Annotated in this window: 20 protein-coding genes; 10 read left to right on the top strand and 10 right to left on the bottom strand. The window is 63.0% G+C overall.

What is annotated here, in order from left to right:
• Window positions 1-402 precede the first annotated feature (402 nt).
• Window positions 403-2,517 (bottom strand): TonB-dependent receptor, encoded by a 2,115-nt coding sequence (locus BLL38_RS28315; RefSeq protein WP_057959205.1) that lies wholly within the window; start codon window positions 2,515-2,517, stop codon window positions 403-405.
• Window positions 2,518-2,612: 95 nt separating this feature from the next.
• Window positions 2,613-3,002 carry a DUF2946 family protein gene (locus tag BLL38_RS28310; protein ID WP_057439055.1) on the bottom strand — a complete coding sequence of 130 codons (390 nt, stop codon included), beginning with the start codon at window positions 3,000-3,002 and terminating at the stop codon, window positions 2,613-2,615.
• A gap of 90 nt (window positions 3,003-3,092) precedes the next feature.
• Between BLL38_RS28310 and BLL38_RS28305 the strand changes: the two genes are divergently transcribed.
• On the top strand, window positions 3,093-3,530 hold the full coding sequence (locus BLL38_RS28305; RefSeq protein WP_057959206.1) for a DUF3995 domain-containing protein: 438 nt from the start codon (window positions 3,093-3,095) through the stop codon (window positions 3,528-3,530).
• A 75-nt stretch (window positions 3,531-3,605) separates the two neighbouring features.
• On the opposite strand, the gene BLL38_RS28300 is transcribed toward BLL38_RS28305, so the two are convergent.
• The 7 genes from BLL38_RS28300 to BLL38_RS28270 form a co-directional block, all read right to left on the bottom strand.
• A complete protein-coding gene (locus BLL38_RS28300; protein ID WP_057959207.1) occupies window positions 3,606-3,974 on the bottom strand; it encodes a Na+/H+ antiporter subunit G in 369 nt (122 codons plus the stop codon).
• Complete coding sequence (locus BLL38_RS28295; protein WP_038440496.1) at window positions 3,971-4,249, bottom strand: K+/H+ antiporter subunit F; 279 nt, start codon at window positions 4,247-4,249, stop codon at window positions 3,971-3,973. The genes BLL38_RS28300 and BLL38_RS28295 overlap by 4 nt, the downstream gene beginning before the upstream one ends.
• Complete coding sequence (locus BLL38_RS28290; protein WP_057959208.1) at window positions 4,246-4,734, bottom strand: Na+/H+ antiporter subunit E; 489 nt, start codon at window positions 4,732-4,734, stop codon at window positions 4,246-4,248. Before BLL38_RS28290 ends, BLL38_RS28295 begins: the two co-directional genes overlap by 4 nt.
• On the bottom strand, window positions 4,731-6,413 hold the full coding sequence (locus BLL38_RS28285; protein WP_076965185.1) for a monovalent cation/H+ antiporter subunit D: 1,683 nt from the start codon (window positions 6,411-6,413) through the stop codon (window positions 4,731-4,733). Before BLL38_RS28285 ends, BLL38_RS28290 begins: the two co-directional genes overlap by 4 nt.
• Window positions 6,410-6,754: a Na+/H+ antiporter subunit C gene (locus BLL38_RS28280; RefSeq protein WP_005789164.1), complete on the bottom strand. Its 345-nt coding sequence runs from the start codon at window positions 6,752-6,754 to the stop codon at window positions 6,410-6,412. Before BLL38_RS28280 ends, BLL38_RS28285 begins: the two co-directional genes overlap by 4 nt.
• Window positions 6,754-9,681: a monovalent cation/H+ antiporter subunit A gene (locus BLL38_RS28275; RefSeq protein WP_057959210.1), complete on the bottom strand. Its 2,928-nt coding sequence runs from the start codon at window positions 9,679-9,681 to the stop codon at window positions 6,754-6,756. The genes BLL38_RS28280 and BLL38_RS28275 overlap by 1 nt, the downstream gene beginning before the upstream one ends.
• 130 nt (window positions 9,682-9,811) lie before the next feature.
• Complete coding sequence (locus tag BLL38_RS28270; protein ID WP_057959211.1) at window positions 9,812-10,711, bottom strand: DMT family transporter; 900 nt, start codon at window positions 10,709-10,711, stop codon at window positions 9,812-9,814.
• Between the two features lie 92 nt (window positions 10,712-10,803).
• On the opposite strand from BLL38_RS28270, the gene BLL38_RS28265 reads away from it, so the two are divergent.
• Window positions 10,804-11,367 carry a helix-turn-helix domain-containing protein gene (locus tag BLL38_RS28265; protein WP_076965184.1) on the top strand — a complete coding sequence of 188 codons (564 nt, stop codon included), beginning with the start codon at window positions 10,804-10,806 and terminating at the stop codon, window positions 11,365-11,367.
• Here BLL38_RS28265 and BLL38_RS28260 read toward each other — a convergent pair.
• On the bottom strand, window positions 11,364-11,732 hold the full coding sequence (locus BLL38_RS28260; RefSeq protein ID WP_057439047.1) for a cupin domain-containing protein: 369 nt from the start codon (window positions 11,730-11,732) through the stop codon (window positions 11,364-11,366). The two genes, BLL38_RS28265 and BLL38_RS28260, sit on opposite strands and share 4 nt — an antisense overlap.
• Before the next feature lie 236 nt (window positions 11,733-11,968).
• On the opposite strand from BLL38_RS28260, the gene BLL38_RS28255 reads away from it, so the two are divergent.
• From BLL38_RS28255 to BLL38_RS28220, 8 genes are all read left to right on the top strand, one after another.
• Window positions 11,969-14,074: a TonB-dependent siderophore receptor gene (locus BLL38_RS28255; protein WP_159439762.1), complete on the top strand. Its 2,106-nt coding sequence runs from the start codon at window positions 11,969-11,971 to the stop codon at window positions 14,072-14,074.
• 4 nt (window positions 14,075-14,078) lie between these two features.
• Window positions 14,079-15,425 carry an alanine racemase gene (locus BLL38_RS28250; protein WP_076965183.1) on the top strand — a complete coding sequence of 449 codons (1,347 nt, stop codon included), beginning with the start codon at window positions 14,079-14,081 and terminating at the stop codon, window positions 15,423-15,425.
• Window positions 15,426-15,454: 29 nt separating this feature from the next.
• Window positions 15,455-16,459 carry a hypothetical protein gene (locus BLL38_RS28245; protein WP_198792323.1) on the top strand — a complete coding sequence of 335 codons (1,005 nt, stop codon included), beginning with the start codon at window positions 15,455-15,457 and terminating at the stop codon, window positions 16,457-16,459.
• Window positions 16,447-17,838, top strand: coding sequence for an MATE family efflux transporter (locus BLL38_RS28240; protein ID WP_076965182.1), 1,392 nt, complete (start codon window positions 16,447-16,449; stop codon window positions 17,836-17,838). Before BLL38_RS28245 ends, BLL38_RS28240 begins: the two co-directional genes overlap by 13 nt.
• A 14-nt stretch (window positions 17,839-17,852) precedes the next feature.
• Window positions 17,853-18,974 (top strand): histidinol-phosphate transaminase, encoded by a 1,122-nt coding sequence (hisC, locus tag BLL38_RS28235; RefSeq protein WP_057959216.1) that lies wholly within the window; start codon window positions 17,853-17,855, stop codon window positions 18,972-18,974.
• A gap of 37 nt (window positions 18,975-19,011) precedes the next feature.
• Window positions 19,012-20,022 carry a PLP-dependent cysteine synthase family protein gene (locus BLL38_RS28230; protein ID WP_057439042.1) on the top strand — a complete coding sequence of 337 codons (1,011 nt, stop codon included), beginning with the start codon at window positions 19,012-19,014 and terminating at the stop codon, window positions 20,020-20,022.
• 59 nt (window positions 20,023-20,081) lie between these two features.
• Window positions 20,082-20,588, top strand: coding sequence for a GNAT family N-acetyltransferase (locus BLL38_RS28225; protein WP_057959217.1), 507 nt, complete (start codon window positions 20,082-20,084; stop codon window positions 20,586-20,588).
• 152 nt (window positions 20,589-20,740) lie between these two features.
• Window positions 20,741-21,808 (top strand): NAD(P)-dependent alcohol dehydrogenase, encoded by a 1,068-nt coding sequence (locus tag BLL38_RS28220; protein ID WP_076965181.1) that lies wholly within the window; start codon window positions 20,741-20,743, stop codon window positions 21,806-21,808.
• The last annotated feature ends 750 nt before the right edge of the window (window positions 21,809-22,558 follow it).

Genomic DNA, 22,558 nt, shown 5'->3' with positions numbered 1-22,558 from the left:
TTCGATACGATCTTTGTTTCAGCAGTTTCACTTTGATAAACAACTACTTCGGCTTTAGCGACATCCACTCCAATGATTGATTGCGAGACAGTCATTGCCATGAGAAAAGCTCCGGGTTAGGGTTTACGGGCTTGTCGGGGCTTCACCGTTGCGCTGGCTTGCTTCTATCGTGGGTCATGGCCGATGCATTCCTTATCGGCGCTTTGGTGAAGGGGTGGGACGAAGTCTCCCACGGTCTGTACTGGCTAGAGTCAGATGCTGGCTTTTAGTCCCACCACCCCTACAAGTCTAACCATACAAGCGGGCTTGCCCGCGATAGCGGTGGTTCGGCAGCCAATGTATTGACTGACACTCAGCCATCGCGGGCAAGCCCGCTCCCACAGTTTTAACTGCATTCCAGCCTTAGAACTGGGTCTGCACGGCCAATTCAAAGGTGCGCGGCGAGCCCAGGTAATACGCTGGCGACACATGGGCAAACTGCGCATACACCTCATTGGTCAGGTTGCGCACCCGGCCCGTCACCGAGGTGTGTTGATCGACCTTATAGGTCAGGAACGTGCCAAACAGGGTATACGCCGGCACCGTCAGGGTATTGGCATTGTCGGCATACACCTGCGCCACGTACCGCGCGTCTACGCCACCTTGCCAGGCGGGGGCGATGTCATAGGTCAGCCACAGGTTGCCCACCCGTTTCGGTACGTTGGTCGGTGTATTGCCCTTGCGCGACACCACTGCGCCGCTGGCGGTTTTCTCGTTGAAGTCATCGTATTGCGCGTCGACCCAGGCGAAGTTGCCTTCCGCCAATAGCTTGGGGGTGATGCGCAATGAGCTGGCCAGCTCGATGCCCTTGGACGACTGCGCACCCACCGCAATGCTGCGGGTGGGGTCTTGTGGATCGGTCACGGCAAAGTCTTTGCGCTCGATGTGGTAAGCGGCCACGGTGGCTGAACCACGCCCGTCCAGATAATCGAACTTGCTACCCACTTCCCATTGCTTGCCGGTGGAGACATCAAACACCTGGGTGGTGCTGGTGGGCTGTTCGGCGGCGGTGCTGTATTGCACGTAGACATTGGCCGACGGGATGAACTGGTAGGTCAGGCCCACCCGCCCGGTGACCGGCTCCCAACGGCGCTTGACGTTACCCAGGTTGTCGCGGTGGCTGGTCACGTCCAGATCGATGGCGTCATAACGCAGGCCGGTCAGCAGCGACAGCGTGTCGGTCAGGCCCAGGCGGTTTTCGACAAACAGCGCCTTGGTCGTCACGTCGGTGGTCTTGTCCTTGATAAAGCCGGGCCGGGTGCCGGGCAGGTCGTAGAAATGCCCCGGATCGTAGTGGTTGGGGTCCACCGCGTTCTTGGGGGATACGTTCAACGGGCTGTTGGTGGTGCTGTTGACCTTGTATTCGAAACCGCCGGACCAGGTAGTGGCCAGGCCGAACACACTGCTGTCATGGCGCAGCTCGAACTGGTTGCCGTTCTGTTCGCCCTGATGCCGTACCTGATAGGCCGTCGAACGGTTCACCACGCGGTTGTCTGGGCTGTACTGGTAGGTCTCCAGGTTGCGGTAGTCGCGCTGGCTGTCCAGGTGGTAGAGGGTGTTGCGCAGGGTGGTGCTGTCGTTGATCCGATAGTCGATGATCGAGCGGGCCCAGATCGTGCGTTGTTCGTAGCGGCCATCGGCGACGTTGTAGTTGTTGAAACGGTTGTGCTTGTCGATCTTCAGCTCGCCGGCCTTGGGGTTGAGCACCGGGGTGCCCCAGTACGGGCTGTCTTCGTGTTCGTCCTGGTATTCCAGGGCCAGAGTGTGGGACAGGTTGGGCGTCAGGTCGCTGAGCAGGGAAAACGCCACGCTCCAGGACTCCCGTTGCTGGCGGTCGATATGGGTGTGGTTGGTGTTGCGGCTGACATCCAGGCGCGCATAGTGCTGGACCTCGGCGCCGGGCTCGGTTAGGGCGTGGTTGAGGCCCAGGGCGATGCCGGTGGTGTCGTAGCTGCCGTAGTTGATCTGGCCTTCGACGGCCTGTTCTTCGCGGTTGGCCAGCTTGGTCACGTAGTTCAGCGAACCGCCCACGGAGCCGGCACCGTTGATCAGCGAGGAGGGGCCGCCCACCAGTTCCACCCGGTCATAAATCCAGGCATCCACCGGTCGCGCCAGGCCACTGGCGACGTTGATGCCGTTGAACATCTGGGTGATCTGGCTGCTGGTAAAGCCCCGGTAGGAGATAAACCCGCCAAACCCCGGCGGCGCACTGGCGTTGACCCCAGGCAGGGTGTTGGCCGCATCCTGGAAGGTTTTGGCGCCACGGCGTTCGATATCGTGGCGGTCGGCGATGCTGATCGAAGCCGGGGTTTCCCGCACGCTTAGGCCCAGGCGCGAGGCCATGCCGCTGGATTGGTCCAGGGCCAGGCCAGGCTCGTTGGTGGCGGCGCCGTCAATGGTGGTGGGGGCCAGCTCAAGGGCCCAGGCGCTGAAAGGCAGGCAGCCGAACAGGCCCGCCAGTAGAGGTAAATGTTTCATCGGTAAATCCTGAAAAGCAGGGCTTGGAAGCAGCGCACAGCCGTCCGCGCTTCCGGGGGGAAGCTGCGCGGTGTGCGGATCAAAAAGCGCAGGTATCAGGCGTAGGCGGGCGGGGCGCGCGGATTAGCCGCAGGCCAGGTAAAACGGGTGGGAATGTCAGCGGTGAGCACCACCGCCGGAGGTGGCGCATGGGGCTGGGGAAGGACCGCGACGTTAAGGCTGGAGTTCAGCGCCGGGCCCATGCCGCCGGTGGAACACAGCGGGCAACCGAAGGCCTTGGACAGCGTGGGCAGCGACTCATCGCCCGTATTGACGGGGGCTGGCGCCTGGGTGCGTGGGTCTACCGTACAGAACTGGCCGCCAATGCCGTTGAGCTGCATGCCGACCATTTGCCCATGACCAATACTGCAGGCGAACACGTTGAACAGGACGCAGCCATAGAGCATCCAGGCAATCAACGAGCGGTCGGCACGGGCGAGTTTCATGGGCCGGCACTTTAGCATCAGACGACAAAATCCCTGCAAAAAATCTGAAAGGGACTATCCTCTTTCGCACTTTTCCAGGGGTGTCCAGCCATGAGCTTTGTTATTGCGAGGTGGGTCGTCGGGGTCTTTACGTTTATCAGCATGGTCCATGTGTACTGGGCCGCAGGCGGCAAGCTAGGCAGTACGGCGGCGATCCCGCAACTGCCCGGCGAGTTCGCCAGCGGGCCGCGACCGGCGTTCAAACCGTCAGCGCTGGGCACCTTCCTGGTGGCGGTGGGGTTGGTGCTGATTGCCTTGTTGGTAAGCCTGCGGGCGGGGCTGTTTTTCCAGCCGGTGGGGCATCAGGCCCTGCAGTGGGGGATCAGCGCGATTGCCTTGATCATGTTTGCGCGGGCGATTGGTGATTCGGAGCTGGTGGGGTTCTTCAAGAAAGTCGGCGGGTCGCGGTTTGCGCGGCTGGATACGTTTTTCTATTCGCCGCTGTGCCTGATGCTGGGGACTGGGCTGTTGGTCGTGGCCTGGGCCTGATTGACGGTATGCAGGGCCAAATGTGGGAGCGAGCAAGCCCGCTCCCACATTGTTTGGCGCGTATATTCAGAGGGATCAGCTACCGCTGTCAGTCCTGCGGCTGCTGACCTCGGCCGGTACATTTTCCCCCGCCATGCGCTTGCGGAACAGCGACGTGCGCGCCAGCAACAAGGTGGTCACCGGTACGGTGATCGACAGCAGGATCGGGATCAGCCAGCCATGCAGCACCGGCCCGGACTTGAGGGTCGAGAAGTAGATAATCGACGCCAGCGCCACGCACCAGGCGCCCAGGGTCGAGGCCAGTGCAGGCGGGTGCATGCGCTGGAAAAAATCCTTCATGCGCAACAGGCCTAGCGCGCCAATCAGCGCAAACAGGCTGCTGAGCACCAGCAGGATCGCCACGAGGATTTCTACCCACAGTGGCAGTTCACTGACATTGATCATTCGATCACCTCCCCACGCAGCAGGAATTTGGCCAAGGCAAACGAGCCGACAAAGCCGAATAGCGCAATCAACAGTGCCGCTTCGAAGTAGGTGTCACTGGCATAGCGTATGCCCAGCACCAACATCATCAACATGGCCAGGATATACAGGTAATCCAGGGCCAGGACCCGGTCCTGGGCCGAAGGACCCTTGAACAGGCGCACCAGGGTCAGGACCATGGCCAGGGAAAACAGGAACAGGCTGAGCAGGATCGCATTGGCGAGCAGGGCACTCATTCGAAGATCTCCATCAGGGGCCGCTCGTAGGCCTGCTTGAAGTGCTCGATAAACTGCGCGTCGTCATCCAGGTCGAACACGTGCAGCAACAGGATGCTACGGTCCAGGGCCAGTTCCGACCACACGGTACCGGGGGTCACGCTGGTGATCATCGACAGCACAGCCAGGCCGTTGGCGTCGCGCAGGTCCAGGGGGATTTTTACAAAGCGCGAGCGCGGCGGCCGCGAGCCGCAGGTCAAGACGCCCCAGGCCACGTGCAGGTTGGAGATGAAGACATCGCGGCCGACCAGGAAGAACAGGCGAATGATCACCCCTGGGCGACGGATCCGTACCGGCAGCGGGCGCAGCGGCGCCATCATCAGCGGTGCGAGGAAGCCAAGGATCGCCCCCAGCAGCAGGTTGCCGGGGCTGATCGACAGGTTCAGCACCAGCCACAGCACCCACAGTGCCAATGACAGCCACGGGGCAGGAAACAGGCGTTTCATGGCCGCACCTCCACGGCGGCGGCCTGGGCTTGCGGGCCCGGCACCGGGCGGGTGGCCATGACGGCCATCACGTAGTGCTCGGGGTTGTTCAGGCTGTTGGCGGTGTCCTGGGTAAAGCGCATGAGCATTTCTGCCTTGAAGGTCAGGCCAATCGCCAGGCCGAGCAAGACGAAGATCGGTATGCACTCAAAGCGGCGCAGCAGCGGCGAAGGCCGTTCTTCCGGGGTCCAGAAGCGCTGGATGCCCAGCCGCGCAAAGGCGATCAGCGAGGCCAGGCCCGAGAAGATCAGCAGCGCGAACAGGCCCCAGGCTGCCGGGCGGATCGGCTCCGTCACGGCATGGCCCAGGCCCAGGGGGTTGACCAGCGCACTGAGCAGGCTGAGCTTGCCGATAAAGCCTGACAGCGGCGGCATGCCGATGATCAGCAGGGCGCAGGCTATAAAGCTCAGGCCGAGGAAGGCCATGGTCCACGGGATGACCTGGCCGACTACGGCCTTTTGCTCATCGTCGAGGTTGGTGCCCCTGGGTGGATGCAGGGATTCCACCGGCGGTGGCAACACTTCGATTTCATCGTCCAGAGGTAGCTCATTGGCCGAGCGCGAGCGTTCGATCAGTTCCGCCAGCAGGAACAGCGCGCTCAGGGCCAGGGTCGAGCTGACCAGGTAAAACAGCGCGCCGGCGGTCAGGTTGGGCTGGGCAAAACCCACCGCCGACAGGAGGATGCCGGCCGAGACCAGGATACTCAGGCTGGCCATGCGCTCCAGGCGTTGGGCGGCAAGCATCGCCAGGGCGGCGCAGAGGATGGTGGCCATGCCGCCGTACACCAGCCAGTCACCGCCAAACAGCGCCGAGGCGCCGGCCTGCCCGGAAAACAGCAGGGTCCACAGGCGCAACACGGTGTACACGCCGACCTTGGTCATGATCGCAAACATCGCCGCCACCGGCGCACTGGCCGAGGAGTAAGCCGGCGCCAGCCAGAAATTCAGCGGCCACATCCCGGCCTTGGCCAGGAACGCCGTGGCGAGGATCGCCGCGCCGGCATGCAGCAGACCGCGATCGGCTTCTGGCACCAGCGGGATCTTCAGCGCCAGGTCAGCGAAATTCAGGGTGCCGGTGACCCCGTAGATCAGCGCCGCGCCAATCAGGAACAGCGATGAAGCCAGCAGGTTGATCGAGACGTAATGCAGCCCCGACGACACCCGCGCCCGGCCCGAACCGTGCAGCATCAGGCCGTAGGACGCAGCCAGCAGCACCTCGAAGAACACGAACAGGTTGAACAGGTCGGCGGTGAGGAAGGCCCCGTAGAGGCCCATCAACTGGATCTGGAACAACGCATGGAAGCTGGTGCCGGCGCGGTCCCAACGGGCCATGGCGAACAGCAGGGCGCTGACGCCGATGATCCCGGTGAGCACCAGCATCAGGGCCGACAACTGGTCCACCACCAGCACGATGCCAAACGGCACTTGCCAGTTGCCCGGCAGGTACACGCCAATGGAGGCAGGGCCGCCTTTTTGCGTCCAGTACAGCATCAACATCGCGATGCCCAGGCCGGTCATGCTCGACAGCAGGTTGATCTTGGCCTTGAGCGGGCGGTGTTTCTCGCCCAGCATCATCATCAGCGCAGCGGTCAGCAGCGGCAGCAGGATCGGCGCGATGATCAGTTGGTTCATCCAGCTCATTCCTTGGGCTCCCGGCCGTCCACATGGTCAGTGCCGGTCAGGCCTCGGGACGCCAGCAGCACCACCAGGAACAGCGCGGTCATGGCGAAGCTGATCACAATCGCCGTCAGCACCAGGGCCTGGGGCAGGGGATCGGTGTAATTGAGCAGGTCCTGGGGCACACCGTCCTTGATGATCGGCTCCTTGCCGATAAACAGGCTGCCCATGCTGAAGATGAACAGGTTGACCCCATAGGACAACAGGCACAGGCCCATCACCACCTGGAACGTCCGTGGCCGCAGCACCAGCCAGACGCCGGAGGCCGCCAGGACCCCAATGGCAATTGCGATGACTTCTTCCATCAGGCAGCAGCTCCTTGTGGTGGCGTGGCGGCGGCTTTCGCCTGGTTGCCGGGTTTATGGGCCCGTACCGATTGGTGGCCGAGGGCGGTGAGCATCAGCAGGGTCGAGCCGACCACCATGGCGTACACGCCGACGTCGAAGAACAGCGCGCTGGCGATATGGATGTCGCCCAGCACCGGCAAGCTCAAGTGCAGGGTGTGGGTGGTGAGGAACGGGTAGCCGAAGAACAGCGCCCCCAGTCCGGTCAGTGTCGCCGACAGCAAGCCAAAGCCCATCCAGCGCATCGGCCGCAGGTTCATCTGCGCCTCGACCCACTGGGTACCGGCGACCATGTATTGCAGGATAAACGCCACCGACATCACCAGCCCGGCGACAAAGCCGCCGCCCGGCTGGTTGTGGCCGCGCATAAACAGGTAGAACGACACCACCAGGGCAATCGGCAGCAGCAGGCGCACCAGCACCGCGGGCACCATCATAAAGCCCAGGGCGGTGTCGCTGGCCTGGCGTGGGTTGACCAGATCGGTGTCCACGTCCGGCGCCAACAGCCGCTGTTGCGCGGGCAGTTGCTCGCTTTCCTTGGGCGGACGGAAGCGGCGTAGCAGCGCATAGACGGTCAGGGCTACGGCGCCCAGCACAGTGATCTCGCCCAGGGTATCGAAGCCCCGGAAGTCGACGAGCATCACATTCACCACATTGCTGCCGCCGCCTTCAGGCAGGGCGCGGCTGAGGTAGAACGAGGAAATATCGTTGGGGGTCTGGCGCGTCAGCATCGCGTAAGACAGCAGCGCCATGCCGCCACCGACCACGGTCGACAGCAGCAAGTCGCGCAAGCGTCGGATGCGCGCCTTGCGCAACGAACTCGGGAGTGGCGAGACTTCTTCGATCCGCCGTGGCAGCCAGCGCAGGCCCAGGAGGATCAGGACCGTCGTCACCACCTCGACCACCAGTTGCGTCAATGCCAGGTCCGGTGCGGAGAACCAGACAAAAGTCACGCAGGTCATCAGGCCGCACACGCTGACCATGGTCAGGGCTGCCAGCCGGTGGTACTTGGCTTGCCAGGCGGCGCCCAGGGCGCAGGCGATCGCCAACAGCCACAGGGTGACGAACACGATGGAACCCGGGATTTTCGGCCGGTCGCCCCAGCTCAGGCTGCTGCCCAGCATGGGGATCATCCCGGCAATCACCGCCACCAGCACCAGTAGGAACAACTGGGTCTGCAGGCGCTTGGTGCTGATGTGTTTCTCGATCTTGCGCACGCCACGCATCATCACCACCAGGCAGCGCTCGAACATGCGCTTGCCGTTGAAGTAGCTGATGATCGGCGGGTACTTGAAGCGCCCGCGCTTGAGTTGCTTGCGCAGCAGCAGGTACAGGACCACACCGCCGGTCATGGCCACCAGACTCATGATCATCGGCGCGTTCCAGCCGTGCCAGATCGCCAGGCTGTACTCGGGCAACACGCCGCCGACCACCGGCAGGGCAGCGGCGGCGAGGATCGAGCCCACCACCTGGGCCGGGAAGATCCCCACCAGCAGGCAGGTAAACACCAGCAGCTCGACCGGCGCACGCATCCAGCGTGGCGGTTCGTGGGGCGTGTGCGGCAGGTCGGTGGCGGCCGGGCCGAAGAATACATCCACGGTGAAGCGCAAGGCATAGGCCACGCTGAAGGTGCCGGCGATGGTCGCAATCACCGGCAGGGCGATTTCTACCCACTGGGTCGAGGAGATAAACACGGTTTCGGCGAAGAACATCTCTTTGGACAGGAAACCGTTGAGCAACGGCACCCCGGCCATGGAGGCGCTGGCAACCATGGCCAGGGTCGCGGTAAACGGGATCAGGCGCACCAGGCCGCTGAGCTTGCGGATATCACGGGTGCCGCTTTCGTGGTCGATGATGCCGGCGGCCATGAACAGCGAGGCCTTGAACGTGGCGTGGTTAAGGATATGGAACACGGCCGCGACGGCGGCCAACGGGCTGTTGAGGCCCAGTAGCAGGGTGATCAGGCCCAGGTGGCTGATGGTGGAGTAGGCCAACAGGCCCTTGAGGTCGTTCTGGAACATCGCGCAATACGCGCCGAGCAACAGGGTCAGGGCGCCGGCACCGCCGACCATCCAGAACCACTCTTCGCTACCCGACAGCGAGGGCCACAGGCGGGCCAGCAGGAACACGCCGGCTTTCACCATCGTGGCCGAATGCAGGTAGGCCGACACGGGGGTCGGTGCAGCCATGGCGTGGGGGAGCCAGAAGTGGAAGGGGAATTGCGCGCTTTTGCTCAGGGCGCCGATCAGGATCAGCGTCAACAGGACGGGGTAGAGGGAGTGGGCACGGATCTGGTCACCGGCGGCGAGCACCTGGTCCAGATCGTAACTGCCGACGACATGGCCGAGCAGCATGACCCCCGCCAGCAGGCACAAACCACCCGCACCGGTGACCATCAGCGCCATGTAGGCACCCCGGCGCGCATCGGAACGGTGGTGCCAATAGCCGATCAGCAGGAACGAGAACAGGCTGGTCAGTTCCCAGAAAAACACAATCTGGATCAGGTTGCCGGAGATCACCAACCCGAGCATCGCGCCCATGAACGCCAGGAAAAACGCAAAGAAACGCGGCACCGGGTCATTCGGCGACATGTAATAACGGGCGTACAAAGACACCAGGCTACCGATGCCCAACACCAGCATCGAGAACAACCAGGCAAAGCCATCCATGCGCAACACGAAGTCCAGGCCCAGGCCGGGCACCCAGGAGAATTCTTCGCGGATCACGCCACCGTCGGCGATCTGGGGGTAGAGCAGGGCGACTTGTACAGTACCGACCAGGGCCACAAGGCCGGCCAGCAGGGATTCAGTATTACGTGCGTTGTGCGGCAGCAAGGCCGCCAGACAGCTGCCGATAAAAGGCAGAAGCAGTAGAACTATCAGGGACATAGGCTTCTAATCTGCGGTGGTTTGGGATGCATCATACGTGCCGGAAACCGGATTACCAAACGGCAACCTGTGGCAGGATCCTACAAGATGGACCGTAAATGCCTATCTGTCGTGGTGTAGGTGCGGGCTCCTACAGGGAGACGGGCTTTCGCTCTCGCGCCTTGATCTCACTGACAATCACCGCCGCCACAATCAACACCGCCCCCACCATGGCCATCGGCGGGAAGCGCTCACCGGCAATCCGTCCGATCACCCCGGCCCACACCGGCTCGCCGGCATAAATCAGGGTGGCACGGGTCGGCGAGACGCTTTTCTGCGCCCAGTTCATCGCCAATTGGATCACCGCACTGGTCAAGCCCAGGCCGACGGCGCTGAACAGCAACACCCAGGAAAAGCCCGGCAATGCCTCGCCGGTGGGCACTACCAGCAGGAACGACAGCAGCGAGGCGGTGGCCAGTTGCACCACGGTCACCCGGCGTACATCCACCTGGCCCGCATAAGCGCTGATCAGGATGATTTCGGCGGCAATCGCAATCGCGCCGATCAACGTGGCGATTTCCCCGGGGCTGAAATTCAGTGATGCGCCGGCCGGGCCGGTCAGCAGCATCAGGCCGGCGAAGGCCAGCATAATGCCGATGCTTGGCATCAACCCCGGGCGTCGCCCCAGCACCAGCCACTGCAGCAGCGGCACAAACGGCACGTAGAGCGCGGTGATAAACGCCGACTGGCTGCTGAGGATGGTCTGCAGACCAATGGTTTGCAGGCCGTAGCCAAACATGATCGCCGTGCCGATAAAGGCGCCCGCCTTGAGCTCGAACAGGGTCAGGCTGCGCAGGTTGCGCCAGGAAAACAGGCCGACCACCAGCGCCGCTGCGGCAAAACGCAAGCCGACGAAGAACATCGGCCCGCTGACGGTCATGGCGTGTTGCACCAGGATAAACGTACCGCCCCAGATCATGGTGATCAGCACCAGCACGCATTCGGCTTTGCTGAAGCGGGAAAACAGCGGGGAGGCGGTCGAGGTGGTCATGGCGGCTCTGGTCTTGCACAGGAAGGGCGCGGAACGCACAATGCGCCGCAGCTGGGCAGTATACTGCGCAACCCCACCGAGTGAGCAATATAGTGCACAAAGAAAATCCGCAACGGGCCTCGGTCCTGCAGCACGTCAGCCAGAACGTTCGACGCCTGCGCCATGCGGCCGAACTGAGCCAGACAGCCCTGGCGGAAAAGTCCGGGGTCAGCCGGCGCATGCTGGTGGCCATCGAGGCCGGTGAAAAGAACGTCAGCCTGTCCACCCTGGACCGCGTGGCCGAAGCCCTGGACGTGGCCTTCAGCGACCTGATCCAGGCCCCTGACGCCCGTGACCACAGCCGCATCAACGAACTGGCCTGGGCCGGTGAAATAGATGGCAGCAAGGCCGTGTTACTGGCCAAGGCCACCGCCCGGCGGGAGGTGGAACTGTGGGAGTGGCGCCTGGAGCCTGGCGACCGCTATTGCCCGGATCCCGACCTGGAAGGCTGGAGCGAACAGTTGTTCGTGTTCGAGGGTAGCCTGACCCTGGTGGTGGGTGACGTCGAAACCACCATCGCCGCTGGCGAGTTCTTTATGTTCCCCAGCCATCAGCCCCATGCCTATCGCAATGACGGGCCAGTGGCGGTGCGCTTTATCCGCAACGTGGTGATCTAGATCCACACATCATTGCGCTGGGTCCGTTCGCCGCCCTGATCGCCAGTGTTCAACACGCCGCAGGGTTCGACCAGCAGCAGCTTTACCTCGCCCTCGGCATACGGTTTGTGCTCGATGCCCTTGGGCACCACGAACATCTCGCCAGCCCCGAGCTGTACCGCGCCATCGCGAAAATCAATGCGCAGCGCGCCCTCGAGGACGATAAAGGTCTCGTCGGTGTCCGCGTGGCTGTGCCAGACAAAATCCCCTTCGATCTTCACCACCTTGAATTGGTAGTCGTTCATCTGTGCGACGACCTTGGGTGTCCATTGCTCGCTGAACAGGCTGTATTTGTGCGCAAAGTTGATGGCGGTATAGGAGGGCATGTCCGTTATCTCTGTTGATCCGGGAAAGGCCAGACCTTAAATGCAGCGCGGCAGCAAGTATTGAATGATCGTGCGATTGTGAGTTTAAAAGAAACGTTATATTGTATCTCTTGATAACGATTCTCAGGCGTTGTCGCGCTTGAGATCGCCCCGCTTATTTTCGGCTCAAGGGATTGCAGATGAACCAGTTGCACGGGATAGCTCCGCGGTTTCCCACATTTTTGGCGGTGGGCTTGGTGTCGTCGCTCACCGGCCTACCTGCTGCTGCAGCGCAAGATCGCGAAGAATCGGTCACCGAGCTTGAAGCCATACGAGTCAGCGCGCCGCTGAACAAGGCCCTGGAAGTGAATGCCGGTGGCTTCGGCGCCAAGGACGCCATGGAAATCCCCCTGGCCATCCAGAGTTATTCCAACAAGACCATCGCCGACAGCTCCGCGCGCACCGCCGTGGATGTGCTGAGCCTCGACCCCTCGGTGCTCAGTTCGTCGGGCGGCAGCGGCTTTGACAACTTCCGCCTGCGCGGCTTTGCCATGGACAACTTCAACACCATCCGCCGCGATGGCCTGACCCTGGCCCCGCACCACGACGTACCCCTGGAAAACGTCGAGCGCATCGACGTGCTCAAGGGCCCATCGGGTTTCCTCTACGGTTTCAACTCGCCGGGCGGCACCATCAACTACATCCTCAAGCGCCCGACCCTGGAGCCACTGCTCAATGTCAGCGTGCAAGGCTCGTCGTTGCTCGGCCGCTACGTGGCGATTGATACCAGCGATTCATTCAACGACGGCGCCTTTGGTTATCGCCTGAATGCCGGCTACGAGAAAAACGGCGACTTCGATCACGCCCGCGACATGGAACGCAAGTTTATCGGCCTGGCCACCGACTTCCGTCTGAGCGACCGCGCCCTGTTGCAGTTGAACGCCGACTGGTCGCGCAAGTCCACGGTCGCCGACCCATTGCTGCGTGCCGACCAGAGCGGCCGCGCTAACCCTCTGGACCCGTCCAGCTACGTGCTGCCACCCAAGGTCAATCGCCGCGATCTATTGACCGGCTCCTGGTTCCGTCACCAGACCGAAGGCGCCAACCTCGACGCCAAGTTCGAGTACGAGCTGGATGACAACTGGACCTCCGTGACCCAGGGCAACTACTCGCGGGTCGAGCGCCACGGCGGCTATAACGACCTGTTCGGGATCAAGCCCAACGGCGATATCGGCTCGGCCGACTTTTACGTGTCCCGTGGCGAAGTGTTCAGCACCTGGTCGCTGCAGTCGTACCTGGCCGGCAAGTTCGCCACCGGCAACATCTATCACGACGTGTTCTTCGGCACCGGCTACAAGCAGTTCAAGGACGTCAGCCCGTTCTGGGATTTGGTCGACAGTGGCACTCCAGGCATCGGCATTGGCGATGTCTCGGTGGGTAATATCCGTCACCCGGTCAACCCGCCCAAGTGGCACTTCGGCTCGGAACAGCCCACTGACTTTGTGTCCTCCATCAAGGAGACCTCGGTTTTCGCCAGCGACCTGATTTCCCTTACCGAACAGTTCCAGGTGATGGTAGGCGGGCGTTACATCTGGTACCGCGCGGATAAACTCTCAGCCACCGCGCCTTCGCAGAGCCACGACGTGTTCGTGCCCAGCGCTGCGCTGATCTACCGGCCCTGGGACAGCGTGATGACCTACGTCAGCTACTCCAAAGGCTTTGAAAAAGGCGACTACGCCCCCCAACACGCGACCAACGCCAACCAGCCCACCGACGCCATCGAGTCCCAGCAATATGAGGTGGGCCTGAAGCTGGACCTTAACGATCGCCTGAACCTGGGCCTGGCGGTATTCGATATCCGGCGCAAGGCCAGTTACCTGAACACCAGCAATACCTATGTGAGCAATGGCGAATACCACCACCGTGGCGCCGAGCTGACCCTGTCCGATCGCGTCACCGACGCCCTGACCCTCACCGCCAACGCCGCCTACCTGACCACGCGCATGGAAGATGTGGATGACGTCACCGTGGACGGCAAGCGCACTGAGAACGTGCCCAAGTGGAAAGGCGCGGTCGGCGCCCTGTACACCGTGGCCGCTGTGCCTGGCCTGTCGTTGGACAGCACCCTCAGCTATGTCGGCAGCCGCCCGGTGGATGCGCAGAACAGCGGCTACATCCCCAGCTACACCTTGCTCGACGCCGGTATCAGCTACCGCTCGAAACTGGCGGATACCCCGGTGACCTACCGCCTGCACGGCAAGAACCTGACCAACAAGTACTACTACGCTAGCGCCTATTACCTGGGCGGGCTGGATGTGGGGCGCGAGCGCGAAGTGTTCCTGTCGGCCAAGTTCGAGTTCTAGAACCATGACGTATTCCAGTTCATTGCCCGGCCTGCGCCACCTGTGGGTCGAGCGCCTGCTTGAGCGGCACGCGGGCACGTTGACCGAGTTGGTCGATGGCCTCGGCTCGCCGCTGCATCTGGTATGCCCACAGGTTTTTCACGCCAATGTCGAAGCCTTCCAGCACAGCTTTACCCAGGCCCAGGTGCGTGGCAGCGTGTTGTTTGCGAAAAAGGCCAACAAGGCCAACTGTTTTATCCAGGCCTGCGCGCAGTGTGCGATTGGCGTGGATGTGGCCAGCGTCGGTGAGTTGCAAAAGGCCTTGGCGGGTGGGGTGGCTGGCACTGATATCGGCGTGTCCGGGCCACGTAAGAGCGATCAGCTGCTTGGGCTGGGCCTGAGTCATCAATGCCTGCTGGCGGTGGACTCGTTGGAGGAGCTGCTGCGTATCCAGCAATTGGCGCTATCCCTGCGCCAACGTGCGCGTCTGTTGTTGCGCTATTGCCCCAGCAGCCAGGCCCATAGTCGTTTCGGCCTCAACCCACGGGAGTGCGACCAGGCCCTGGTGTTCTGCCGCCAGCACGCGGCGAATCTGGACTTGCAAGGCTTCTCGTTTCATCTGGGCGGCTACGACACCGCCCAGCGTGCACACGTCGCCAGCCACTTGGTCGACCTGTGCCGGGCCAGCGAGCTGGACAACTGCCGCACGGTCAACCTGGGCGGTGGCTTTGCCGTGCGCTATGTCGACCCGGAGCAGTGGCAGGCCTTTCTGGCCGAGGACTGCGCCGAGCGCTATCACAACGACAAGGGCTTCGCCGGCTTCTATCCCTACGGCGCGCTGCGCGCGGGGGCCGAGGCCCTTGACGATATCCTCGCCACGCCCGTCAGCCCCGGCCTGAGCCTGGCGCAAAAGGTCATCGAGCACGGCGTGCGGCTGATTATCGAACCCGGCCGCGCCTTGCTCGACCAGGCCGGTATCAGCGTGTTCCGCGTGCAGGGCGTCAAGGACCGCACGGCCAGTGATGGTTATGCCCAGGTCACTGTGCAGGGCAGCAGCTTCAACCTCTCCGAACAGTGGTTCAACAGCGAATTTCTACCCGACCCGCTGCTGTTGCCGGCCTCGCCACGGCCGCGGTCGCCGTTTGTCGCGTGTATTGGCGGGGCCACCTGCCTGGAGTCGGACATGCTGACCTGGCGCAAAGTCGCCTTTGATTACCCGATCCAGGCGGGTGACTTGCTTATCTACCTCAATACCGCCGGCTATCAGATGGACTCCAACGAGTCGCCTTTTCACGAAGCGCCCTTGCCACACAAAGTGGTGCTGGAGCTGCGTAACCCACACCTGCGCTGGAAGCTGGACAGCCTGGCTTAATCGTAAAGCCACTCAACAAGGAGCCTCGAGTGAACAGTTTGAATAAACCCGCTGCCCCCGCCGACCTATGGGTGCTGCCCCAGGCGGCGCTCGAAGACCTGGGGGTGAGTTACCGTGAAGTGCTGCAGGTAGTCGAGCAGGCGTACAAGGCCTTGCGCAATGGCGACTCGCAGAACCCGCTCAAGACCATTGTCGAACCGATGGACCGCCATTCCATCAGCTACTCGATGGTTGGCCGGGATGGCGCCAGCCACACCGTGGGCTTCAAGGTGGTGTACGAGCATGACCCGCAACGCACCCGCGATGCCTATCAGTTCCACTCGTTTATCTTTCTGTGTGATGACCGCACCGGCCGCCCGATTGCCTTGATGGACGTGGTCAAGCTCGGCCCGTTGCGCACCTCGGCCACCTCGGCGTTGATGGCCAGGGCCGCCTGCCCGAATGCCCGCAGTGCCCTGGTCGTCGGTACCGGCGTGCAGGGGCAGGTGGCGTTGCCCATGTTGCTCGCGGCCATGCCGGACCTGGAACGTTTGTATGTCTACGGGCACTACGCTGAAGGCCTGCGCGCGGTGCAAGACACCCTGCACAAACACTACCCGCTGCGCGATGTGGTGGTGGTCGATGACCTGCCGGCGGCGGCTGGCGAGGCCGATATCATCCTTGGCGTCGCCGGGCTTTCGGCGCGCCAGCAAGTGCAGCGTGCCTGGCTCAAGCCCGGCGCCGTGGCGGTGCTGGTGGGCTATGGGATTGATGCCGACGTGTTGCATGGCGCCGACTACCGCATTGCTACCGACACCGCGCAGATGCAAGTCACCAGCGCCGACCTGGCGGCCGCCGACGGCAGCCTGCCCGCGGTGGACGCCGAGCTGCCGGACATCCTCCTGGGCCTGGCACCCGCACGCCGCCATCCCGACGATGTGGTGTTCGCCTACAACAGCGGCATGGTGGTGACCGACGTCGCCCTCGGGCGCTTGATGGCCGACCGCGCCCTGACGCAGAACCGTGGGCAGAGGGTCCAACTATGGTCGGCCTGACTGCCGCACAACCCGGCGCCTGGCGCGCCGACAGCCGGGCTCTGCTGTTGCTGGCGCTGCCCCTGATCCTGACCAACCTGGCCTATGTGGCCCTGACCACCATCGACATCGTGGTGCTCGGCATGCTGGGTGCCAAGGAGCTGGCAGCCGGTGGCCTGGCCATCGCGCTGTTCAACCAGTTGCGCACCACCGGCACCGGGCTGGTCACCGGCGTCAGCAACCTGGTGGCCCAGGCCAATGCCCGGGGCGATGAAGCCCAGGTGCGGGCGTTGCTGGTGGCGGGGCTGTTCTGGGCGACCGTCAGCGGCCTGGTGTTTATGGCAGTGTTGCTGGGGTTGCGCCAGCCGCTGACCTGGCTGGGCCAGGATGCCAGCGTGGTGGCCAATGCCATGGACTTCCTGCTGATCATTGCTCCCGGCCTGCTGCCTTGCCTGTGGTTCCAGGCGCTGCGCCACTTTACCGTGGGCCTGAAATTCCCCGGGCCGTTGCTGGCGATCACCCTGGTGTCGATCTTCCTCACGGCGGCGCTCAACTACGTGCTGGTGTTCGGCAAGTTCGGCGTCCCGGCCTATGGGCTGGCGGGGGTGGCAATCACCAGCGCCGTGGTGTTCCTGCTGTCGTTCCTGATGTTTTTCGCGGTGGTACTGACCCATCGGCGCCTGGCCGGTTATTTCAAGCTGGCGCACTTGCGCTTTTCGCCGGCGGCGATCAAGGCCGTGTGGAAGCTCGGGCTGCCGATTGCCGGGACCTATGCCAGCGAGGCCGGGTTCTTCAGCGTACTGACGCTGCTGATCGGCACCCTGGGTATGGAGGCGCTGGCGGCGCAGACCGTGCTTAACCAGATCATCTACATCGTGTTCATGTTCTCTGCGGGCATCTCCCATGCCGCCTCGATCCATATCAGCGAGGCCTGCGGCACCGGGCAGTATCAGCGCGCGCGGCAACTGGGGCGCCTGGGCCTGGGCCTTGGGGTGCTGGTCATGCTGCTGTTTGCCATTCCTTACGCGTTGCTACCCGAACAGGTCATCGGCCTGTTTATCAGCACCGAGCACGCCAACAACCTGGATGCGGTGCGCCTGGCCACCACCGGTTTGTTGATTGCCATCGTCCTGCAGGTGTTCGACGCCAGCCAGAACATCGGCAACGGCATCCTGCGCGGCATCGGCGATACGGCGGGACCGCTGCGCATTTCCCTGTTCGGCTACTGGCTGGTGGGGCTGCCCGCTGCCTGGCTGCTGGGCATCGTCAGTCCTTACGGGATCTTCGGCGTGTGGGCCGGATTGGCGATAGGCCTGGCGGCTACCGCGTTGCTGCTGATTGTCTCGTTTGAACGGCAACTCAAGGCGCTGGACCGCGCGGGCGCCGTCGCACTGTCATAACAAGGAGGTGTTCCATGCATCAAGACGACCCTGCACACCGCGTCGAGGCGTTGGTGCGCCCCAGCGTGCGACGTTTGCCCCTGTACGACCCGGGCGCCGATCCACATCAGCTCGGTACGCCGACGGTGATCAAGCTGTCCAACTGCGAAAACCCGCTGGGCATGTCGCCGGCTGCTGCGGCGATGCTGGCGCATCATGGCGGGGCAGGGCTGGAACGCTACCCCGACCCCAGTGGCCGGGCCCTGCGGCAGCTGATCGGCGGCCAGTTGGATGTGGACCCGGCGCGGGTCATCCTCGGCAACGGCTCGGAAAATATCCTCGAACTGTTGTGCCTGGCGCTGCTCGATCCCGAGGACCGGGTGGTGACCCAGCAGCCCTGTTTCAGCCTGCATGAAAGCCTGCCATTGATGATGGGCGCGACGGTGGACAAGGTGCCGCTCAACCCGGATTTCAGCGTTAACCTGCAGGCCTGGGCCACGGCCCTCGAGCAACCGGCGAAGCTGTTGATGCTGAGCACCCCCTGCAATCCGGTGGGCACGGCGCTGTCCAGCGCTGAACTGACGGCGCTGGTCGCCGCCGCTCACCCCGACACCTTGTTGGTGATCGACGAGGCGTATTTTGAATTCGTCGAGGACGCGGCTGACGCCCTGGCGATCCTCGACGCGCAGTCGCGGCCGTGGATCATCCTGCGCACGTTCTCCAAGGCGTATGGGTTGGCGGGGCTGCGGATCGGCTATGGCATCGCTTCGCACCGCAGCCTGATTGATGCGCTGCACCGGGTGCGCACGCCGTACAACGTCAATCAACCGGCCCAGGAGGCCGCCAAGGCCGCCTGGCTGGACCCGCAACACGTGATTCGCAGCCGCGAATTCGTCGCCATCGAACGCCAACGCCTGACCCAGGGGTTGCAGGCTGCGGGTTTTCGCGTGGCGCCGTCCCAGGCCAATTTCCTGTTTATCGACACCGCTTGCAACGCCCTGGAGGTGGTCGACGAATTGCTCAAGGACGGGATCATCGTCAAGGCCTGGCGCGAGCCGGGATACACCAGTTTTATCCGCGTGTCCCTGGGCCTGGCCCAGCAAAACCAGGCGTTTCTCGCCAGCCTGCAACGCGCCGTCGCGACCCTGGCCGGGTAAGCGCCGCGCCGGTTTTTCATACTGCCCAGAGGTTGTCATGATCAAGACTTGCCTGTCCGAACTGATCGGCGATACACCGCTGCTCAAATTGTGCGTCACTGAAAACGGCAGCTGCGTGCTGCTCAAGCTGGAACAATTCAACCCCACCGGCACCGCCAAGATCCGCATGGCCCGGCAGATGCTCGACGAGGCGCAGGCCTCGGGGCAGCTCAAGCCGGGTGGGCGGATTGTCGAGTCGACCTCGGGCAACACCGGATTGGGCCTGGCGCTGCTGGCCGCCGAGCGCGGCTACCGCTTCACTGCCGTGGTCGACGAACACGCCAGCCCCGACAAACTGCGGGCGATGCAGGCTTTTGGTGCGCAGTTGGTGCGGGTCGGCGACCCCGGTGGCGGGCTGTCCACCGCCGACCGCGATGCTACCGCCGAGCGTATTGCCACGGAGCAGGGCGCCTACTGGACCCGCCAGCACCACAACCCGGCCAATGCCAATGGCTACACGCAGCTGGCAGCGGAATTGCGCGCAGTGCTGGGCGATGAAATCCACTACCTGGTGGGCGCCGTGGGCACCGGCGGCTCGTTATGCGGCACTGCGCGTGCCTTGAAACGCCATGCCCATGGCCTGCAGGTGATCGGCGTCGAACCCTGCGGCTCGGTGATCTTTGGCGGCCCCGGTGCGCCGTATCATCAGTCCGGCACCGGCACCCCGGAGGGCGCAGAAATCGGCGCCGTGGTCGACTACGCGTTGATCGACAAAGGCCTGACTGTCAGCGACGCCCAGGCCTTCGAAACCGCGCGCTACCTGGCGCGGCATTACGGTCTGCTGCTCGGCGGCTCGGCCGGCGGGGTGATCTACCAGGCCCTGCGCGAGGCCTGGCATGCCCCGGCCCACAGCGTGATCGTGGCACTGGTGTGCGATGGCGGCGAAAAATACCTCGACACGGTGTTCAACGACCAATGGATGGCGGATCGGCAACTGCTGGCGCCCCAGGTTCATCGTGAGCTTGAGCAATGGTTGAGCGCGCTGCCCCAGGTCAAACAGCAAGCCTAGCGGCTTGCCTGGGGCGCCGGCCTTCGCTACTGTGGCGCCCCGCCTGCGTGAGCCCCGCCATGAGTGACACCACTGTCGAACTGATCCAGACCGGCCCTGAACAGGCCGAACTGATCTGCAACCTCTACCAGTTTTATGCCTATGAATCCTCCGATTGGGAGCAGGAAGACGTCGAGCAGGACGGCCGTTTCTATATCCACGAGGAACACCTGGCGCGCTACTGGCAAGAGCCGCAATGGAGCGCCAATCTGCTGCTGGTGGACGGTTACATCGCCGGTTTCCTGCTGATCGAGCGCAGCGAGCTGCCGGGGATCAATGCCCTGGAACTGGCTGACCTGTTTATCTTGAAACGCTATCGGCGCAAGGGCATAGGCCGCGCCCTGGCCACCCAGGTGTTGACCAGCGGCGAGGCGGACTGGCTGGTGCGGTTCTATGACCAGGACGAGGCGTCCCAGGCGTTCTGGCGCAGCGTATTGGACAACCTGCCGCGCCCGGTGCAGGCCATCGAGCTGGATGACGAGCCGCAGTTGCTGAGCTTTTTGGTGACCCGGGCGGTTGTTCACTGACGCAGTCCGTGCGGGCTCGTGTGGGAGCGGGCTTGCCCGCTCCCACAGAGGGTATGTGTTTGTTTGAATTACCGCTGATTTACGTGGGTTGAACGGTTGGGCGGCTATGCTGGTCAACTGACCTTCAATGTCGACGCAAAGAGGTGACCGCAATGGCCAAGACTTACAGCTACGCCGCCCGTGACGCCAAGAACGCCCTCAAACCCTTTACCTTCGAGCGCCGCGCCCCCGGGGCCGACGATGTTCAAATCGACATCCTCTACTGCGGAGTGTGTCACTCCGACCTGCACACGGCGCGCAATGAGTGGAACAACACCCTCTACCCATCGGTGCCGGGCCATGAAATCGTCGGCCGGGTGACGGCAGTGGGGGCCAATGTCAGCCGCTTCAAGGTCGGTGACCTGGCCGGCGTCGGCTGCATGGTCGACAGCTGTCAGCACTGCGCATCCTGCGCCGAGGGCGAGGAGCAGTACTGCGAGAACGGCTTTACCGGCACTTACAACGGCCCGGTGTTTGGCGGTGAAAACACCTTTGGCGGCTATTCCGACAATATCGTGGTCAAGGAGAAGTTCGTCCTGCGCATTTCCCACGATGAGGCGCAATTGGCGGCCGTGGCGCCGCTGCTGTGTGCCGGGATCACCACCTACTCGCCGCTGCACCATTGGAAGGTCGGCCCTGGACAGAAGGTCGGCGTGGTCGGCCTCGGCGGCCTGGGCCATATGGCGGTGAAAATCGCCCATGCCATGGGCGCCCATGTGGTGTTGTTCACCACCTCGCCGAACAAACGCGAAGACGGCCTGCGCCTGGGGGCTGACGAGGTGGTGGTGTCGAAGAACCCGGACGAAATGGCCAAGGTCGCCAATAGCCTGGATTTCATCCTCAACACCGTGGCCGCGCCCCATGACCTGGACGCGTTCCTCAACCTGCTCAAGCGCGACGGCACCATGACCCTGGTGGGCGCGCCAGACAGTCCGCACCCGTCGCCTTCGGTGTTCAACCTGATCTTCAAACGCCGCAGCCTGGCGGGGTCATTGATTGGTGGCATCCAGGAGACCCAGGACATGCTGGACTTCTGCGCCCGGCACGGGATCGTCTCGGAGATCGAGATGATTGATATCCAGGGCATCAACGAATCCTACGAGCGCATGCTCAAGGGCGATGTGAAGTACCGTTTTGTGATCGACATGGACAGCCTCAAGCGCGAGATTCAGGCGGCCTGACCTTAATCTGGCGGTGGGCGCTGGGTTGTTTGTGATGGTCATGAGTCTTTACGCAGCGCTCTTTTTGGGTTGTTGGGGTTGTGTACATATCCGTTGTTGCGGTTATGGCGGCTATTGGTTCCGCCCTTACGGCGGCTCACTTTGGAAGAGCCCCAAAGTAAGCAAAGCGCTCTTGCCCCACCACTCGGCACCTCGCCTAGGCTCGGTGTGCCCGTCATCCGACATTGATTTGGGGGGCCGCCGCGCTGGGCCATCCATGGCCCAGCGCGGCTAAACCGGCGTCCTGCCGGTTTACCCCCCAAATCAAAATCGCATGACGGCCAGCGTGGTTTAACGGGGCGCCTCAGATCAAAAGCAAAGCGAGGCGGCCTGACAGCCGACCTGATCGTCGAGGCGTACACATATACCTGTGGGAGCTGGCTTGCCTGCGATGACGGTGCATCAGTCGATAAATGTATTGGCTGATGAACCGCCATCGCAGGCAAGCCAGCTCCCACAGGGGAATGCAGCTTCGCGCTCTGGCTTTGCTGTTGCTGTTGCTCTGCTTTTGATCTGGCTTTTGATCTTGATCTCAGGCGCCCCGTTAAACCACGATGGCCGCAGGCAGGTATTGCGCAGTGGGCACCCCGGCATGGATGCCGGGGTAGCCGCGACACGGCCATGGATGGCCGATCGCGGCGGGCCCACGGAGCAATGCCTGACTGCGGGCATGCCGAGCCTAGGCGAGGCACCGAGTGGTGGGGCAAGAGC

Origin of the sequence: Pseudomonas gessardii (genome assembly GCF_001983165.1) — a bacterium.
In the GTDB taxonomy this organism is placed as follows: domain Bacteria; phylum Pseudomonadota; class Gammaproteobacteria; order Pseudomonadales; family Pseudomonadaceae; genus Aquipseudomonas; species Aquipseudomonas gessardii.
Note: the sequence above shows the minus strand (reverse complement) of the source record. Positions and strands in the feature narration are given on the sequence as shown.